The sequence below is a fragment of the Umbribacter vaginalis genome (assembly GCA_001552935.1).
Lineage (GTDB): Bacteria > Actinomycetota > Coriobacteriia > Coriobacteriales > Eggerthellaceae > Berryella > Berryella vaginalis.
Genome location: KQ959677.1, coordinates 253,772 through 271,727 on the forward strand (window position 1 = coordinate 253,772; position 17,956 = coordinate 271,727).

Annotated in this window: 16 protein-coding genes; 6 read left to right on the forward strand and 10 right to left on the reverse strand. The window is 46.1% G+C overall.

All coding sequences use genetic code 11. The features are described from left to right. Nucleotides 1–393 precede the first annotated feature (393 nt). The 4 genes from HMPREF3190_RS02865 (at nucleotide 394) to HMPREF3190_RS02880 (ending at nucleotide 5,158) form a co-directional block, all read left to right on the forward strand. The gene (locus HMPREF3190_RS02865) at nucleotides 394–2,163 is read left to right on the forward strand and encodes a response regulator transcription factor (RefSeq protein ID WP_066780163.1); all 1,770 of its coding nucleotides are present in this window, start codon (nucleotides 394–396) and stop codon (nucleotides 2,161–2,163) included. 246 nt (nucleotides 2,164–2,409) lie between these two features. Further along, nucleotides 2,410–2,763 (forward strand): LysR family transcriptional regulator, encoded by a 354-nt coding sequence (locus HMPREF3190_RS02870; protein ID WP_066780164.1) that lies wholly within the window; start codon nucleotides 2,410–2,412, stop codon nucleotides 2,761–2,763. A gap of 121 nt (nucleotides 2,764–2,884) precedes the next feature. Further along, nucleotides 2,885–4,108 (forward strand): Tm-1-like ATP-binding domain-containing protein, encoded by a 1,224-nt coding sequence (locus HMPREF3190_RS02875; RefSeq protein ID WP_066780165.1) that lies wholly within the window; start codon nucleotides 2,885–2,887, stop codon nucleotides 4,106–4,108. A gap of 219 nt (nucleotides 4,109–4,327) precedes the next feature. After that, the gene (locus HMPREF3190_RS02880) at nucleotides 4,328–5,158 is read left to right on the forward strand and encodes a phosphoenolpyruvate hydrolase family protein (protein ID WP_066780166.1); all 831 of its coding nucleotides are present in this window, start codon (nucleotides 4,328–4,330) and stop codon (nucleotides 5,156–5,158) included. A gap of 314 nt (nucleotides 5,159–5,472) precedes the next feature. Here the strand turns inward: HMPREF3190_RS02880 and HMPREF3190_RS02885 are convergent, their stop codons facing one another. After that, nucleotides 5,473–6,498, reverse strand: a complete 1,026-nt coding sequence (locus HMPREF3190_RS02885) for a class I SAM-dependent methyltransferase (RefSeq protein ID WP_156425690.1) — start codon at nucleotides 6,496–6,498, stop codon at nucleotides 5,473–5,475. Nucleotides 6,499–6,534: 36 nt separating this feature from the next. Here HMPREF3190_RS02885 and HMPREF3190_RS02890 point away from each other — a divergent pair, with 36 nt between their 5' ends. Beyond that, nucleotides 6,535–8,346, forward strand: a complete 1,812-nt coding sequence (locus tag HMPREF3190_RS02890; protein WP_066780168.1) for an elongator complex protein 3 — start codon at nucleotides 6,535–6,537, stop codon at nucleotides 8,344–8,346. A gap of 157 nt (nucleotides 8,347–8,503) precedes the next feature. On the opposite strand, the gene HMPREF3190_RS02895 is transcribed toward HMPREF3190_RS02890, so the two are convergent. From HMPREF3190_RS02895 to HMPREF3190_RS02905, 3 genes are all read right to left on the reverse strand, one after another. Continuing rightward, nucleotides 8,504–9,211 carry a 5'-methylthioadenosine/adenosylhomocysteine nucleosidase gene (locus HMPREF3190_RS02895; RefSeq protein ID WP_066780169.1) on the reverse strand — a complete coding sequence of 236 codons (708 nt, stop codon included), beginning with the start codon at nucleotides 9,209–9,211 and terminating at the stop codon, nucleotides 8,504–8,506. Between the two features lie 43 nt (nucleotides 9,212–9,254). Next, nucleotides 9,255–9,740 (reverse strand): S-ribosylhomocysteine lyase, encoded by a 486-nt coding sequence (locus HMPREF3190_RS02900; protein WP_066780170.1) that lies wholly within the window; start codon nucleotides 9,738–9,740, stop codon nucleotides 9,255–9,257. 198 nt (nucleotides 9,741–9,938) lie between these two features. After that, nucleotides 9,939–10,262, reverse strand: a complete 324-nt coding sequence (locus HMPREF3190_RS02905) for a YciI family protein (protein ID WP_066780173.1) — start codon at nucleotides 10,260–10,262, stop codon at nucleotides 9,939–9,941. A gap of 179 nt (nucleotides 10,263–10,441) precedes the next feature. On the opposite strand from HMPREF3190_RS02905, the gene HMPREF3190_RS02910 reads away from it, so the two are divergent. Then, the gene (locus HMPREF3190_RS02910) at nucleotides 10,442–10,870 is read left to right on the forward strand and encodes a 6-pyruvoyl trahydropterin synthase family protein (RefSeq protein ID WP_066780176.1); all 429 of its coding nucleotides are present in this window, start codon (nucleotides 10,442–10,444) and stop codon (nucleotides 10,868–10,870) included. A 336-nt stretch (nucleotides 10,871–11,206) separates the two neighbouring features. Here HMPREF3190_RS02910 and HMPREF3190_RS02915 read toward each other — a convergent pair whose 3' ends face one another. The 6 genes from HMPREF3190_RS02915 to HMPREF3190_RS02940 all read right to left on the reverse strand — a co-directional run bounded on the left by HMPREF3190_RS02915 (nucleotide 11,207) and on the right by HMPREF3190_RS02940 (nucleotide 17,534). Beyond that, complete coding sequence (locus tag HMPREF3190_RS02915; protein ID WP_066780178.1) at nucleotides 11,207–12,703, reverse strand: alanine/glycine:cation symporter family protein; 1,497 nt, start codon at nucleotides 12,701–12,703, stop codon at nucleotides 11,207–11,209. A 222-nt stretch (nucleotides 12,704–12,925) separates the two neighbouring features. After that, entirely contained in the window at nucleotides 12,926–14,107 is a 1,182-nt protein-coding gene (locus HMPREF3190_RS02920; protein WP_066780180.1) for an ABC transporter substrate-binding protein, read from the reverse strand. Nucleotides 14,108–14,139: 32 nt separating this feature from the next. After that, nucleotides 14,140–15,021 carry an ABC transporter ATP-binding protein gene (locus HMPREF3190_RS02925; RefSeq protein ID WP_066780182.1) on the reverse strand — a complete coding sequence of 294 codons (882 nt, stop codon included), beginning with the start codon at nucleotides 15,019–15,021 and terminating at the stop codon, nucleotides 14,140–14,142. Nucleotides 15,022–15,035: 14 nt separating this feature from the next. Continuing rightward, nucleotides 15,036–16,043 (reverse strand): FecCD family ABC transporter permease, encoded by a 1,008-nt coding sequence (locus tag HMPREF3190_RS02930; protein ID WP_449676075.1) that lies wholly within the window; start codon nucleotides 16,041–16,043, stop codon nucleotides 15,036–15,038. 224 nt (nucleotides 16,044–16,267) lie between these two features. After that, complete coding sequence (locus HMPREF3190_RS02935; protein ID WP_066780186.1) at nucleotides 16,268–17,170, reverse strand: serine O-acetyltransferase; 903 nt, start codon at nucleotides 17,168–17,170, stop codon at nucleotides 16,268–16,270. 130 nt (nucleotides 17,171–17,300) lie between these two features. Further along, on the reverse strand, nucleotides 17,301–17,534 hold the full coding sequence (locus HMPREF3190_RS02940) for an acyl carrier protein (RefSeq protein WP_066780188.1): 234 nt from the start codon (nucleotides 17,532–17,534) through the stop codon (nucleotides 17,301–17,303). Nucleotides 17,535–17,956 lie beyond the last annotated feature (422 nt).

Consider the following 17,956-nt stretch of genomic DNA (forward strand, 5'->3'; position numbering starts at 1 on the left):
GTCTCTTATTTAATGTACAGGCTTACGTTGGCGCGTATACGTAAAGCGCTGTGCACATACACAAACACGCGTGCTCCCCCGAAAACGCGTGCTTTCCCCCTTGGTGTAAGCGCTTACGCCATTACACAAAACAACGTTTAGCATCTTGTATACTAAACGCGCATGCATAGAACTCTGTCACAAGAAACTAGTGAATTCCCGTATCAACAGGCAGTTTTTGAAAATATGACTAGCCTTCCTAAGCCTTATTGTTCATAATACCCTAAGGGGGGATACAAGCTATAGTTCTATTTTAAGATAGTACGTATTCGGAATTTTCAATACACTATATACTTTCACAGCATTTGTTATTCGCGAGATGCACAAATGCTTATCACCACGAAATGAGGCTTTGTGAACGCATTATTCTACAGCATAAAACCCAACACAGCTCTTCTAGCCTATGGCTTATTTCTTGCAACAAATGCGATGAGTATTTGGGGCGGCGTGTTTCCGTTTTTGCCGCTTACATTCCAAACGCCTCAACTTCTCTTTTGGTTCTTTTTAGCACAAGCAACACTGTTTTCCTGTACGTTTTTTATGTCGGCAGCATGCTCATATTTCTTTCCGCACATGCCGTACCGACGGATGATTATTATAGCTGCAAGCTGCTATTTTACGGGATGGGCAGCACTCATTTTAAGCACGTATCTAGCATCTCACACGCTCATCCTCATCGGCATTGCAGGTGTATTCCTTGGAGCAGGTTCTGCAGGATATTACCTGCTCTTCCAACGTTTATTTGTATCGCAAGAAGCTACAAGCGGTATGCACAATATCATCTTAGGTTCTGCATACGCAGCACTTATCTACTTTATGCTTTATGCTGTTCCAACAGCGGTTACGGTATATTTAGCACCGCTTGTTTTTATGCCGCTGTTTACACTGGCGCTTATTATCAATGCGCGGGCAATCAATGAAGAACAACCTATGTTTGTCGATATTCCGCGCGAACATCCGCACGTCTACAAGCGCACGTGGCTCGTATTTTGGCGCAGCGCATTATGCATGGCGTCTCTTGGCTTATGTACAGGCATCATGCGCGCTCGCGCCATCGATAACCCCCAGGTAGGAAGCTATGTAAATGTACTATCGATGTGTGCGTTACTAATTGCTGCCCTAACGTTTTTGCTGCTTTGGAAAATGGGAAATGTAAGTTTTAATGTTCTTGCAATCTATCGTGTATTGTTTCCACTCATACTTACTGCGCTGGCGCTTCTTGCGTTTTTGCCGATTGGCTATACGTCGTGGCTTGCTGCTGGATTATACGCAATCTATAGCGTTGCCTTGCTGTTACTTATGCTTCAAGCAGGATGCGCAAGTCGCGATTATGGCGTGAATCCGCTCTTCTTATTTGGACTTATGGGCGGTGTTGTTTTTTTACTTCATGACGTTGGCTTTATCGCAGGCAGCTTTGTGAATATAGCGTTTATCAGCATAGATGTGCAGCCATCTGACACAGCACTTTTGGCAGTATGGATACTATCCGTTATCTATTTTGTTACGCATCATAAACTGCGAAGCGAAATAGCGTCAGCATTCAACAATCCAGCAATAGAGCTTCCCGATAGCTTATTCGAACGCACTGATAAGCAACATACGAGTTCAAAGAACAAGTTGGAAAAGCACCCGTACGAGAGCGCAGACGCATTTGAAAAAACAGCCGCTGAGCATACACAAAGCTGCAACACAGCACAAAACAAAGCATTGCAAATAAAGCGAGGAAACGATATCGCAGGTGAAACGCCTGTAAAAGCACCAAGCTCAAATATTAGCAACAAAGAATCTGCGCACCAACACAAAAATGCGTTGCACGAATCTCACGCGAAAAGGAGCCAGCACCCTGCGCGCTCCATGTTTGATACTAAAGAAGCAGTCAGCGATGATATGAAACAAGACCGCATCGAACTTCATGTTGATGCTGTTCGCAAAGCGTTTAATTTAAGTGCACGAGAAGCTGAAGTGGTCAATCAAATAGTACGTGGCAAAACAGCTGCTTGCATTGCAGAAGAACTTTTTGTATCACTAAATACTATCAATACGCACACAAGGCGCATCTATACAAAACTTGGCATTCATAAGAAAGATGAGCTGGTGAAGTTGGTTGAACAAGCACAAGAATGAAGCAGTCCTATCAACAGCAGGGCGCGTTCGCTTGACGCAGCAATAAAGTAGACCGCGAAACCTGTGCTACCTGCGATGTTCGCGAGCTGGCGATTTTCCGAAACGCTTCAAGGATTTCCCCTTAACACAATAAGGGAATTCCCTTGCTTCTTACCTATAAGTTATATTTATGAGAAAACACGCTACAATACGAACCAGAGAGTTTTGCACAGATATGAGATAAACATCCATGCAAAAGGGGCTATTATGCTTATCCGTCAACTTGAGTGTTTCTGCGCAGTATGCGAAACAGGGAGCTTTACTAAAGCTGCTGGTTTATTGTATGTAACACAATCAGCTGTTTCGCAACAAATTTCCTCACTCGAAAAAGAATTACGCGTAAATTTATTTAAGCGTGAAGGTCGTGTGCTCAGCATCACAGAAGCAGGCTCGCTTTTCTATCAAAAATGCAGAATGATACTTAACGACATTGATGATGCCGTAATCGAAACAAGAAAATGCAACGAAAACACAGCACGTGAATATGCTGCCGCAGTTCAATGCCCCGCAATGCCTATAGGTGCAGTTCAAACCACCTACCGTTCACACGCATTTATGTAACGCGTACGCATTTTTTCTTGCGCTGCACCAAGCGTGGTGTTTTGCTTATACATGGCTTGAACGGTATGCGCGTTATGCATATCACAAAGCATATTGTATTCGCACCACGTAAGGATTGCTCATGTCAACTGTTGCACTTATTGGAACCTTTGATACCAAAGGTGAGGAATTTCTCTACATTAAACAGCAATTTGAACAGCGTAATATCAAAGTTTTAAGCATTCACACAGGCGTATATGATCCGCTCTTTGAGCCTGACATTCCAAACGATGTAGTATGCGCTGCCGCAGGCTGTGACATTACTGAGATTGCTGCTGCTCATGACCGTGCACGTGCTACGCAAGTACTCAGTGCAGGTTGTGAACAGCTGTGTCATCAACTGTTTGAACAAGGAAAATTTGATGGCATTTTTTCAATGGGCGGTTCAGGGGGAACAAGCATCAGTTGCGCTGGTATGCGTGCACTGCCTATTGGGGTTCCCAAAATCATGATTTCAACGATGGCCTGCGGTGATACAAGTCCCTATGTTGGTGCAAGTGACATTTGCCTATTCCCATCTATCGTAGATATTGCAGGCATCAACACCTTTTCTCGTACTATCTTTAACAACGCCATATCAGCAATGGTAGGCATGCTCCACGGCTTAACGCACACATCACCCGACAAAAACTCAAAACCGCTTATTGCAGCAACTATGTTTGGTGTTACAACACCGTGCATTACCAAAGCAAAAGAACGCTTGGAGCAAGCAGGTTATGAAGTGTTGGTATTTCATGCAACGGGTACGGGCGGAAAATGCATGGAAGAACTTATTAAAGGCGGATTCATTCAAGGCGTCCTTGATTTAACGACCACAGAATGGTGCGATGAAGTAGTAGGCGGCGTTCTTGCCGCAGGACCACATCGCATGGAAGCCGCAGCCTGTTGCGGCATTCCTGCCATTGTCAGTGTTGGTGCTTGTGACATGGTGAATTTCGGAACAAAAGACAGCGTTCCCGATCATTTTCAGGAGCGTAATTTGTACCAACATAATCCCAGCGTAACGCTTATGCGCACCAGTGTTGAAGAAAGCGATGCAATCGGTAAAAAGCTCGCAGAAAAAATGAATATGAGCACGTCACCATGCATATGCCTGCTTCCAAAGCATGGCGTTTCAATGATTGATGCACCAGGGGAAGCGTTCTATGGCCCTGATGAAGACAACGCGCTTTTCAATGCCATTAAAAATAATGTTGATACCAATAAAGTGCAGCTCATCGAAATGGATGCGCATATTAATGATGATGCGTTTGCAAACTTTGCAGCCGATAAGCTTATTGCGCTCCTGGAAGAACAAGAACAATAATGCCAAGCTGCGCATCGCGTGCGCAGTACGGATGATATGTGCAGTACGGATGATGTGTGCAGTACGTATGATGTGTGCAGTACGCATGGCGCACACGTTTCGGGTAACACAATACAGATGATGCGTGCACACGCTTACCAATGCACAGTACGTATGACGCACATTCTTACGTAAAGCAGGTAGTACGGTTCTCTATCCACAGTACAGAAAGGAAAAACTATGTTGGAATTGAGTCGCTCTGAAATTCTCGATCGCTTCCACAAACGCATCAACGGAGGTGAAATCCTCCTTGGCGTAGGCGCGGGAACAGGAATTACAGCAAAGTCCTCTGAAGCGGGCGGCGCTGACATTTTCGTTATTTATAACTCGGGGCGATTCCGCATGGCGGGACGCGGTTCGCTTGCTGGCCTTTTACCCTACGGCGATGCCAACCAAATTGTTGTTGAGATGGGTGCTGAAGTTCTGCCTGTTGTGAAAGATACGCCCGTTTTGGCTGGCGTGTGCGGTACCGATCCTTTCCGCGTGATGAAAAAATATCTGCAACAGCTAAAAGAGCAGGGCTTTAATGGCGTACAAAACTTCCCTACGGTTGGCCTTATTGATGGCGTATTTCGCAAAAATCTTGAAGAAACAGGCATGGGCTATGACATGGAAGTAAACATGATTGCCGAAGCTCACAAGCTTGATATGCTTACCTGCCCGTACGTTTTTGACGAAGAGCAAGCACGTGCCATGACGCGCGCAGGCGCTGACATCATCGTTGCGCATATGGGACTTACCACGGGTGGCACGATTGGAGCTGAAACGGCGCGCAGTTTGGACGATTGCGTGGGTATTATCTCGGGTATTGTTGCTGCTGTTAAGGAAGAAAACCCAGATGCACTGGTTATTTGCCATGGTGGTCCTATTGCTGAACCCAAGGACGCCGAATACATCATCCATAACGTGAAAGGCATTGATGGCTTCTTTGGCGCAACATCAATTGAGCGTCTCGCGGCAGAGCGCAGCATCAAAGCACAAACAGAAGCGTTTAAGGCAATTAAGAAATAGTGTGCACGCCTTGTAATTGCTTTCTGAAAAAGAAGAACAGACACACCTATCAATGCTGGTAGGTGTGTCTTTTTTCAATATGGCGCAATACCGCGTGCGGGCGGCGTGCGGATTGGCATGACGGCGCTTGCACACCTATCTCATATCACCACGCGCACATGGTGCAGCCATATAAAAAGAGTCCCATGCCGCAGCGTTGCCACAGGGGGTACTCTTATCTTTAGGATATAAAAAAGAAACAACTTTGCAAGATTATGAAACGCGAGTACAAACCATAACCTTATCGCCTCATGCACCGATACAACAGCTTAGGCTTACACGCTTCGTCGCAACACAAGATAACAGTTCAAATTCCCCTCTTTGCCGTCAGCACAAAACATACGTTCAAGCTGGGCATAGGGTTTCACGCATTCCACAAGACGCTGTATTTCGCTATCGGAAAACGAATGACAATAGCGAAACGACTGGCTATCGTTTTGCCACGACAAAAAATAATCGCCCTGTTCCAAGTGCTTTTGCGCGATGCCGTATTGCTCGCACGCTGCAGGCGTAAAGCGAAGCGCCTGTTCGCTTAAGCGAGGCGACTTCATAAATTGCCACAGCGACACACATACCGCTCCGCCAGGCTTAACACACGTGCACAGCAACTGCAAAAACAGAGCTCGGGCTTCAAATGACGCAATATGATGCATAAAACCAAACGACACCGCATAGTCAACCTGCACAGCGTGCAGGTGCAGACGTTCCACGGCATCTAGCTTCGGCTGGGTATCAGGCTTTAACGGCACATCGCGTGAAAAGCGCACATCATGCTCAAGGTGCGCATAAAGTAACTCACACACATCGCGCGACATGTAATCAACAGGCACTTCAAAAGCGCTCGTCAGCAAGTCATCGCAGGCGTCTACTCCGTAAAATTTCCAATTTACATGGGGAAACTGTGTCATCAACGCATGTTCAAAACGCGCATTGCCAAGCGCAACGTCCAACAACAAGACCGCGCTACCAAACACTTTGCCTGCTTCTCCGCAAGAAACAGTACCCGTAGCACTCCTCGCTTCTACGCACGACAAAACTTCGGGCGCGCCCCCCTCCTGTTCGCAAGAAATGGTGTCCGGAGCGTTCCCTGCCTGTTCACGTGGCATTTCACCCGTAACGATCCCCGTTTTCCCACGCAACACCTCAGGAGCTGTAACCGTTGCCGCTGTCGAAAAAACGGAATCGAACAAACGGCGCCACCCATCCCAAGACGCAAGCCGCGTATTCGAAAACGACTGAGCATGACGTGCGTAAAAAATCTTGTTTATCTTGCAAAGCTGGCGGCATAAATCGATGTTCATCTGATATTTCCACACTACTTTCGTTACAATAACTACGTGAAAGAACTGTTATTCGACATACTTGCTATTTTACGACGCAGCGAAGTGCTTGACGCCAAGGCTTTGGCACAATTAGTGCGCAAGCATAATGAAAACATATCTGATGTATCAAAACACTGCGCGAAGAAGAAATTATACCCGTTTTACCTGCGGTTTAAGGAAAATCATCCGGAGGAATGGCAGGCGCTTCATATCGATAGCGCGCTTGAAGAAAAGCTAATTTCCTGCATTCGCATGAAGCCGCGCCGCTCGGCAAGTGGAGTGGCAACTGTTACTGTTCTCACAAAGCCGTGGCAGTGCAAAAACAACTGCCTGTACTGCCCGAACGATATTCGTATGCCAAAAAGCTACCTTACTGATGAGCCTGCGTGTCAGCGTGCGGAACGCAACTATTTTGATCCGTATTTGCAGGTTGCCTCGCGCATGAAAGCACTGCATGAAATGGGGCACCCAACCGACAAAATTGAGCTGATTATTTTGGGTGGCACGTGGTGCGATTATCCGCAAAGCTATCGCGTGTGGTATATTGCCGAGCTGTTTCAGGCGCTCTGTGACACCACTGAACAGCGAAAACAGCGCATTGACGAGCGTAAAGCGTGGTATGAGCAGCTTGGGATTAGCGCGCAGAGCGATACGCTTAAACGCGCCACTGAACAGTTGCAAGCGCGCGTAAGTTCGCACGAAATAAGCTACAATCAGGCAATTCGGCACCTGTACCAAGAATCAAGCGCATGGATACGAGTAAGCGAAGGCCAGCAAGCGCCGTTTTCGCGCGTATTTGACCTGCACAAACGCAATGAAAGCTGTGCGCATCGCGTTGTGGGGCTTGTGATTGAAACGCGCCCCGACACCATCACCTGCGATAACTTGCGTGAAATTCGCCGCCTTGGCGCTACAAAAATTCAGATTGGCATCCAAAGTCTTCATGAACACACACTTGCGCTTAACGGCAGAAAAAACGAAGTTCAGCAGGCAACACGCGCATTCGAGCTGCTGCGCATCTTTGGCTTCAAAATTCATGCGCACCTGATGGCCAATTTATACGGCGCAAGTCCCGATGACGATAAGCGCGACTACAATCTTTTGGTGCACGATGAGCGCTTTTTGCCTGATGAGATAAAGCTGTATCCCTGCGCTTTAGTTGACGGCACGGGCTTGGTGCACCATCACCAAAACGGCACGTGGCGGCCGTATACGTATGAACAGCTGGTGGACGTGTTGTGTTCGTGCATGTACGATACACCCGATTACGTGCGCATATCGCGCATGATTCGCGACATTTCAGCGCAAGACATTCTTGTTGGCAACAAACTTACGAATTTGCGACAAATGGTTGAACAGCACGCACAGGCGTCAGGCAAGCCCATTCGCGAAATTCGTTATCGCGAAATTGGCACGCACGACTTCAATCCAAACACGCTGGCGATGACAGAAACTGCCTATCGCAGCACACATACACAGGAATTCTTTTTGCAATGGAAAGATCAACACGAACGAATTGCAGGCTTTTTGCGCTTGTCGCTTCCCGATGAAAGTTATGTGAAAGCGCACGAGAATGAGCTACCCATACGCTGCGGCGAGGCCATGATACGCGAAGTGCACGTGTATGGCGCGGTGGCGCATTTGCATAAGCGCTCACAAGGCGCGCAGCATTTAGGCTTGGGAAAAAAGCTTATCGAGCGCGCGTGCGAAATTGCTAAAAGCGCAGGTTATAGCCACATGAATGTGATTAGTGCTATTGGAACGCGCGAATACTATCGCAAGCAGGGTTTTAGCGATGCTGGCTTGTATCAGCAGCGCAGCTTGTAAACGTGTTTCATGCGGCGGTGGGTATTTCCGCTGACGTACATTCTCCTGCACTGATACAGTGCTAGCAGCGTGCTCGCTGCTACGTTCCCGCACTGCCACGTTCCTGCTAAAACCTCATGAAAGCCTGCTCAGCGCGCCTTGACCCCCACTCAGCACACTATCGTGCCAGATGAGAGCACACAAACCGCGTTATAATGGCACAGCGATGCGCGGCACTGCGCTCAAAGCTTGGATAATCCAAATCGGCATCTTCATCAGCGTTATCGGAAATAGCGCGAATAATCACAAAAGGCACGTTTGCAAGCGAGCACACATGCGCAATCGATGCACCCTCCATTTCGCAACATATCGCATCAAATGTTGCAACCAGGTCGGCTTTCTGCTCGCGTGTGGCAACAAAAGTATCGCCCGACACAATGCGCCCTTCAAAAACGTGCTCGTTAGACACCTGATTCACGGCAGCTATGCGAGCAGCTTGCCGCATAGCGCTATCTGCCACGAACACCGACGAAATACCCAGCTGAGGAATAACGCCACGTCGATATCCAAATTTGGTAGCGTCAATGTCGTGCTGGACAGCGTCGCTTGAAATAACCAAATCGCCAATGCGAATACGTTCGTCAAGCGATCCAGCAATGCCCGTGTTAATGACATGCGTAACGCCGAAGCGCTGCAGCAACGTTGTAGCGCAAATAGCTGCGTTTACTTTGCCAATGCCCGAGCGAACAACAACAACGGGCGTCTTATCAAGCGTGCCCTCAATAAAATTCATTCCCATGTGATACACAGCGCGCGCATCTGTAAGCGCCGCTTTCAACTCTTCGGCTTCAACCTCCATAGCTGCTATAATGCCAATTTTTGCCATCACGCGCCTCTTTTCTTTCTCTTAAGCTGGATACTGCGTTTCCTTACGCTGGATACTGAGTGTTTTCATCCGACAAGCAATCCAACACGGTTTCGCGATAACGCTTCGCCCAATAGCGCGCACCTGGCACGTCGCTATCGTGATAATTTCCGCATTCAGCTGGGTGTGCACCAGGGGCATCACCCTGATACGCCTCGATGTACGCACACAAATCGCGAAGAAGTGGCGCCACATCGCGCGAGGTTGCCTGCCCAAACACCAGCAGATAAAAACCCGTTCGACATCCCATAGGGCCAAAATACACAATCCGATTTTTCCACGTAGGGTTGTTGCGCAGATACGTAGCACCAAGGTGTTCAAGCGCGTGAACCGTAGCTGTATCCATAACAGGCTCGCGGTTAGGAGCCGTAAAACGCAGGTCAAAGGTGGTTATGCACGCACCACTTGCGGGGTCTTGATCGATGCGCGACACATAAATTCCTGGTACAAGTCGAATGTGATCAACAGTAAACGATGCAATGGGTTCCATACCGTCTCCTTAGGACACACAAAATGTTCTAACCATTCTCCACGCACTATTATACGCAGTAATCTGCATTACGCACGGTATCCACGTATTTTTATTGCTGCCGTCTTATTGCTGGCGTTTTAATGGCGGAGTCTTATTGCTGCCATTTTAATGCCGGTATCTTATTGCTGCCGTTAAACACGCAGGTATACGTACCCGTTACTCACATTGAGCATTCGTGTTGTTCCATAAGTTTAAGACAAATTCTGTTGAATCATCAGGCGAAAAGGGCGTAATTGTACATTTTTGAATGCCTAAATAAAGCAGCGGATCGTTTTGTACACAGCTTTGAACATCATCAATGGAATCAGCCTTGAACAGCATAAATCCACCGCCATGCGATGGGTATGTTCCCGAAAACATAAGCGAACCCTTGTGTTTGTACAGGTCAAGAAAATCGTGATGCCCTGCCAGTGCCTGTGAAACTTGCAAAAGAGTAACGCCAACTGACACAAACGGTCTATATTCGACGTAAAAATACATACGAACACCTCATCACATTACGCAATGATTGTACACCCTGCGCGTACCAGATACGCTATACTGACATGAAACGGCTTATGCTTTTGGCTGACTGGTAGCAACTGTGCAAGGCTGCAATTGTTTACTTTGTCTTACTTACCGTACCATAAGCGTGCAAAAAAGTGAACGAAAAGAGAATTATGTTCGAACTAAAAACAGAATCGGCATTTGATAGCGCACATTTCTTAACAGACTATTATGGCAAGTGCGAAAATTTGCATGGACATCGCTGGCGTGTGGTGGGTTATATTGCGCAAGAGCATTTACAATCTGAAGGTACCCATAAAGATATGGTGCTCGATTTTTGCCTGTTCAAAAAGATATTTCGAGAAGAAGTAGCGCGTTTGGATCATACGTTTTTGGTTGAGGAAGGCTCGCTGCACAACGACACGCTTGAATGTCTTAAGCGTGAAGGGTTTAAGCTTACTATCCTGCCGTTTCGCACGACTGCTGAAAACTTAGCGCAGTATTTTTACCGTGCGTTACAAGAGAAAAAACTTCCTGTCAGTTGCATCGAAGTATATGAAACTCCAAATAATTGTGCCATTTATCGCCCCAAGCAGGGATAGTTTCCAGCGTGCAGAGCATCTGGCGCATGGACGCAATGGATGCAACGGGCACAACGGATGCAGTAGACACCAACTGCAACGGGCATGACGGGCGGGAACGGACCTGAAAGCAGGTGCAGATACGCGAGTGTAAGGGGTGTAGTGAATGTAATGGATGCTCCGCACAAGGGCGCGTTGTTGTCTTATTATGTTAAACGGGAACACCCATTGCTTCTATCTGCACTTTTGCGTGGCTTAGCACAAGCTAAACCACGCTGTTTCATAACATTCACAAGCACATTAACTGTCATGGAGCGTGCGTGATGCGTTTATGCACGCTCCATTCCTGCACCGTTGCTAATCGCGGAACAACTCGGCTGCAACGTGCTTACATGCTTCTTTCGCAGGCTCGTGCTCCATATGTTCCAATTTCTCGCGCGGTGTATTCCAGCACTCAGTATGCGGCATACCAGGAACGCTGCTCGACACAAACACCGGGTCAAGCCCCTTTTTCTTTTGCGCTTGGTAATCGTTTAACGCCGCAAGCGCCCACTTCCCTAGCATGAGTATGGCAATAATGTTGATAATTGCTTCAATGCCCATCAAAATGTCGGAGATGTTCCACGCAAGGTCAAAACTCGATTGCGCACCCATAAATACTGCAATGCAGCAGATGATACGGAACACCAGCAAAACAACCTTGTTGTTCTTAATGAATTTGATGTTGCTTTCCGCGTAGAAATAGTTGCCGATAATGCTTGAGAACGCAAACGCTACAATCGCAAACGTAATAACGTAAATGCCCACTTCGCCAACGGCATGTTGCACAGCAGCTTGCACCAGTGGCATCCCATTAAGCTTCCCTGGTTCGCCTGTTACATAGAACAGCAAAATAATCATAGCGCTGCACGTACATATAACAATAGTATCAATAAACACCGAAAGTGTTTGAGCGAGGCCTTGCTTTGCAGGATGCGATACCGATGCAGATGCTGCGGCGTTTGGTGCAGAACCCATACCAGCTTCGTTTGAGAAGAGGCCTCGTTTGATACCGATAACAACAACCGAGCCCATAAAGCCACCGAAAATCGACTGAAAATCAAAAGCGGAAGCAAAGATAAGCGCAAACACACTGGGCACTTCGCCAATATGAATCACGGTAAGTACCAGCGCAAAGCCAAGATATACAATCGCCATAACAGGCACGATAATCGATGACAGAACGCCAACGCGCTTACCACCACCAAAAATAATCATTGCCGTAGCAACCGTTAATACAACGGCAATGGCAAACGCAGCGCGCGAGTTTTTGAAATTGGGAATGAAATACTCAAACGACGAGCTTAAATTGTATGCTTGCAGGCCGTTAAAGCCAATCGCGAAACATAAAATAAGCGAAATGGCGAAAATAACGCCAAGCCAGTGTTTACCTAAACCCTGGCTGATGTAGTAAGCGGGTCCGCCACGAAATTCGCCGTCTTCGCCGCGAATTTTCCAGATTTGCGCGAGTGTCGACTCGATAAACGCAGATGCAGCACCAATAAGCGACATCGCCCACATCCAGAACACAGCGCCTGGGCCGCCGGTGGCAATGGCTGTTGCAACGCCAGCGATATTGCCTGTTCCCACACGTGAAGCGGTAGAAACCATCAGCGCCTGAAACGACGAAACTGCACTTTGCCCATCAACGTGACGTTTTTCCTGGAGGACAGAAAACATATCCTTAAATAAACGGAACTGTACAAACTTGGTACGAATTGAGAAATAAAATCCGGCAATAATGAGGAGGAACACCAACAGATACGTATACATATACGAATCTATCGTGCCCGTAAGAGCAATCAAGAAATCCATAGTCTGTCCTATCGTTGAAAATCCGATGTGAGGGCTAAGTTTGCGCGTTCGGAGTGCCGCGGTTCACTTCTGCGCGTATAACTATGGAACTAGATTGTAGCGAAACTGTAAGCTTGCGTCCAGAACAATATTGCGAAACGTAAAAAAAGCACGCGAGCGGCACATCTGCCACTCGGTGCTTTTTCACTCACGTTAAGGCTTACCTATAAACAAAGATACTATCTAGGCATTTGGTTCTTTAAAAGTAAGAATGCGTTTAGCGTCTTCTGCACTGATGTCGTAATTGTAGAACTGCTTATAATAAGACTGTACTTCCTTAACCATATCTAAATCATGTAACTCTTTAGGATGTAAATCTTGAGCTATTTGTTCCATTAGCAAAAAGCAATCGCTACTGTAATCAGCAACAAATGGACCTTTTAAATTAACAAACACTTTTTTATCTTTGACAGCTTTAATGCCTTGCCATGCTGGATCGTTCATAACAAGGTCAATGTTATTAACGCGGCCCATAAAAATATATGATGGATTCCACTTAACAACTTCTTCCATTGTAGTGGTATACAGCAACTTTTTTTCGTGTTTGGTTACAAGATCGCCTTTAGCTAAACTAACAAGGTAATATGTATAAGATTCTCCACCATGAACTTGAAGAGCCTTAGGCCCACGAATATAGTACACAGATGGGATTTTATTAGGCGTTACATTACTCAAGGCAGTTTGAATACGTTTCACGCGACTATCCGCATCCGCGCACCACTTCTTAGCCTTATCAAGTGCTTGACCCCCAAAAATTTCACCAAGCATCATTATCTCATGCTTTTTAAATTCTACGAACTGCTCAGGGGTATCAATATTATCATTGTCAACTTGCGTTACAACAACAGGTATGCCGGCATTTTCAATCTGAGCAATGATATCCGGCTTAGAATCCCAGAAAAATACCACATCTACGTTTAACTTGATAAGTTCTTCAATGTTTGGCTTCATACCATTTTCTGCAGCGTGTAATTTTCCATATTCAGGAAAGACAACCGATCCCCAACCTTTTGTAAGATTCTTGCCACCAGTAATAGCAACCTGATTATGTGCGCCCAACATCGCAACTTCTTCTTGCGTTGGATACACCAATACAGCAGCACGTTTAATATCTTTAGGTAAAGTAACCTTGCGCCCTGCAAGATCGGTAATAACATGAGTTTTATCTGATGCTTTTGTTGCGCTTGTTTGTTGCGTGTCTTGGCCATGTATATTAGTTGAACCGCGCGAAGACTGACCGCATGACGTTAGAGTAAGCGTCACGACACAGCATAAAAATGCCAATAACACACCTATAAGAAACACCTGAAAACGATGAATCGTACAGAAAGCATTTCTTTGACTTAATTGCTGCTTGTTCACCATAAAACACCCCTTCATTATCGATACTTACATTCTTACAAAGCTCCACTTATGCACGCGCAACGCTGTGCTTCTTGGGAAAACACAACATAAGCTTGTGTATGATAGAGCTTCTGTAGCAATGATTGTGTAATAACATCACGCGCTGGTGCGTGAAGCGACTTGTGATCTTCAAGCATTACAAAAACTTGGTCATCCAGCAATAAAGCATGATCAGGGTTATGAGTTGTAAGCAATATGCAATATCCCTGCTTACGTAATTCATTTATCATGTCAAGAATTTTAATCTGGTTCCCAAAATCAAGATGGTTAGTAGGTTCATCTAATACAAGAATCTTTGTATCTTGTGCAAGAGCACGTGCAATTTGCGCCTGTTGTTGTTCCCCTCCGCTAAGGGCGTTATATGTTTTATGTGCTAAATGTCGTAAGGACATGCGTTCAAGAATTTCATCAACAATACGATACTGCTCAGCTTTTGGTTGTGCGAGTGTAGACATATATGGAGCACGCCCCATAACAACGCAATCACGTACCGAATAAGCACATGCAAAATGAGTAATTTGTGGCACATATGCTATATGTAAAGCCCGCTCTTTTACACTCATAGAAGCAATATTTTTCCCATCGAGTTCGATACGTCCTTGAGAAATTGTATTATGTCCGCAAATGCAATTAAGCAATGTTGATTTACCAATGCCGTTAGCGCCGAGAATGCATAATACTTCGCCTTTATGCAGCTTAAAAGAAATATCTGAAAATACTGATTTCTCACCTGTATATGCATACGAGATATTCTGTACTGATAATACCGTTGTAACATCTGCATGTTCAGTACTAAAATTCACAATAACTTGCTTATTTTCTGAATTAGGTGCATCAACATCCGTACGCTTATTAAGATTGTTATAGGAAAACATATTAGACAACTCTATCACCAAACCTGACCACGTTGACGATAAAGAAGTGCAAAAAATAATGGTGCGCCAAGTAAACCAGTCAAAATGGAAAGAGGAATTTCCGAACCTGAAATATTACGTGCAATCGTATCAACTACTAATAAGAATAATGCTCCAATGCCAGTAGACAAAGGCAATACATACCGATTACTTGCTCCAGTTATAAGACGACAAATATGTGGAACAACCAATCCAACCCAACCAATAGTGCCACACAAACAGACACTTCCTGCTGTCGCAAGAGTTGCACAGATAATTGCAATGCCTTTCAAACGACCTACCGAAACGCCTACTGAAGCAGCATTTTCATCACCCATTGATAGTAAGTCTATGCGCCAACGCAAACAAATAAGTACAACAAGCGAAATCAAAATAGGTGCAAGTAAAGGAAGAACATCAGTCATTTTAATTGACGCAAAAGAGCCTAATGTCCAATACACTATTGAAGCAAGCTCATTATCAGGGTCGGCAAAATACTTTGCTAATCCAATAAGTGCATGCATGAAGCCTGACATAATAACGCCTGAAAGAACAAGCATTAAATTTGAATTATTCATAAAAATACGAGGAATACAAGTAGCAAGCGCAACAGTAAGTAAACCTACCGAAAACGCAGCTACTTGTACACCAAATGAAGACCAATGTAGCAAAATTGCAACTGCTGCGCCAACGCAAGCGCCCGCAGATACCCCCAACAAATCGGGAGATACAAGCGGGTTGCGGAAAATGCCTTGATAAGTTGCACCTGATAAACCCAAAGCTGCACCTACAAGCAACACAGCCAAAACACGCGGCGCGCGCACATCACAAACTACTATTTGAGCTTGGTGTGTCCACGTGGGAATTGTATTAAAAATTGGAGCACATAAAATAGTAATTGTATCAAAAGGAGAAATAGTATATCTGCCTACACTGAGTGATACCAATGCTGCAAGAATTACCACTAAAGCAACGACAAACATTCGTACACGAAACAACTTCAAAATAATCTCCCGATACTGTAAATCAATTCCAGATAGAAATAAGCACCCAAAAAGAAACTTAAAGCCGTATAAACAGTATTGTTTGATAAACAGCTCTTGCTTTTTTATTATCCTCTGGTCAGAATAATTGTCAACAGAAGCCAGGTAAATTACTCATTCAAAAAAAGCGCCAACGCGTGAGCAGCTTGAACGCGTTCCAAAACGCAAAACGTCGCCTACGCCGCTTACGACGTTTTAGAACGATGCTGGTGAACGTTAACTTCCTGGCAGCGCACCGATACGCGCGAGCCAGCGGGCACCGACTCGGTAACAAAGGCGCTACCTGCGATAACACTCCCCTTGCCGATAACTGTTTCACCGCCCAAAATAGACGCGTTCGAGTAAATGGTTACGTCATCTTCAATCGTTGGATGGCGCTTCACGCCGGCAAGCTTCTGACCGCCGCGCGTCGAAAGCGCGCCAAGAGTAACGCCCTGATAAATTTTTACGTGATTGCCAATAATGGTAGTTTCGCCAATAACAACGCCCGTTGCGTGATCAATAAAGAAATACTCTCCTACCTGGGCACCTGCGTTCAAGTCGACACCTGTTTTTTGATGCGCGTACTCGGTCATAATGCGCGGAATCAGCGGCACATCAAGCACGTACAGCTCGTGCGCAATGCGATACACCGAAATCGCAAAAAATCCCGGATACGAAAATATAATTTCTTCGCGGCTTTGAGCTGCAGGATCGCCCTCAAATGCGGCATCGACATCTTTAATAAGAAGCTCAAGCAACGAGGGAATTTTGTTCAGAAACTGCTTCGTGATAGTACGCGAACGCTGTTCAGCTTCCTCAAGCGATATCTGCGGTGCATCACGAAACAGCAAGGCCTCGCGTACCTGGCGAAACAGCGCGTCACCCACGGCGTCAAGCGTCGTTCCCACGAAGTATTCAAGGTTTGAGTGGCTGGGTTTCTCGTCTTCAAAATAACGCGGAAACATAATTGTGCGAATGTCTTTGAGAATGCCAATGATGGTGTTTCTATTCGGAAAACGCCTGTCTGGACTGGTAAAAAACACGTCTGAACTGCCGTAAATGGAAAGCATTCGAGCAACGGTTCCTTCTAAATGTTCGCGTTTCATAAATTTCCGCCTTTGTTTGATATACGCGCAGGTATAGCGAGTATTTTAACCAAAAATGCGCCACACGTGGGGAACGTGCACGGGGGCTTTGCTGATGCGAGCACTACACTCGCATTGAATCAGCGCTCGTTTAGGCACGCGCGCTCGGGAGCGTATCGATATAATTGATGATGTCGCCGATCGTTTTAAGCCCCTCTGGTTCGCCAAATTCGATGTTCAGTTTGTCCTCAATGTCGCAGATCAGCTCTACCATATCAAGCGAATCGATGCCCAGTGAATCAAGCGTCGAGTTAACGGTTACGGTGTTCGGGTCGATATCAAGGTTATGAGCAAGTGTGTCTTTGATAAGCTCAAACGTGTCCATGGTAATCCTTTCAATTTTCATGTAGAACGCACATGAACGCACAGCGCCAGCACTCGTGAGGGACGTGCAAGGGCGTTGCGCGCAATTGTCAAAAGCTAAGAAAATTATAAACGAAAGATGGCGAAAACGTACGCTGAACACAAAGATAAGGCGGACACCCTTTCGAGTGCCCGCCCCGTAAACCTAACGTATGCGCTTGCAAAGTGCGCGTAAGGAACGAACGCAAGCAATATGAGATGCTGCGTTGTTGCTGACGTGCGTCTTTATTGCTAGCTAGCTCGTTAATAGCTTTCTCGCTGTTGCGCGCCCTCATGCTCTGTGGCGCCTGATGTTGTTAGGCGTCTCAGTTGGCGTCGGATGTTGTTAGGCATCCTCGTTAGCGTCCTTATCGGGCATCCTTATGAGGCATCCTTGCCGGTAAA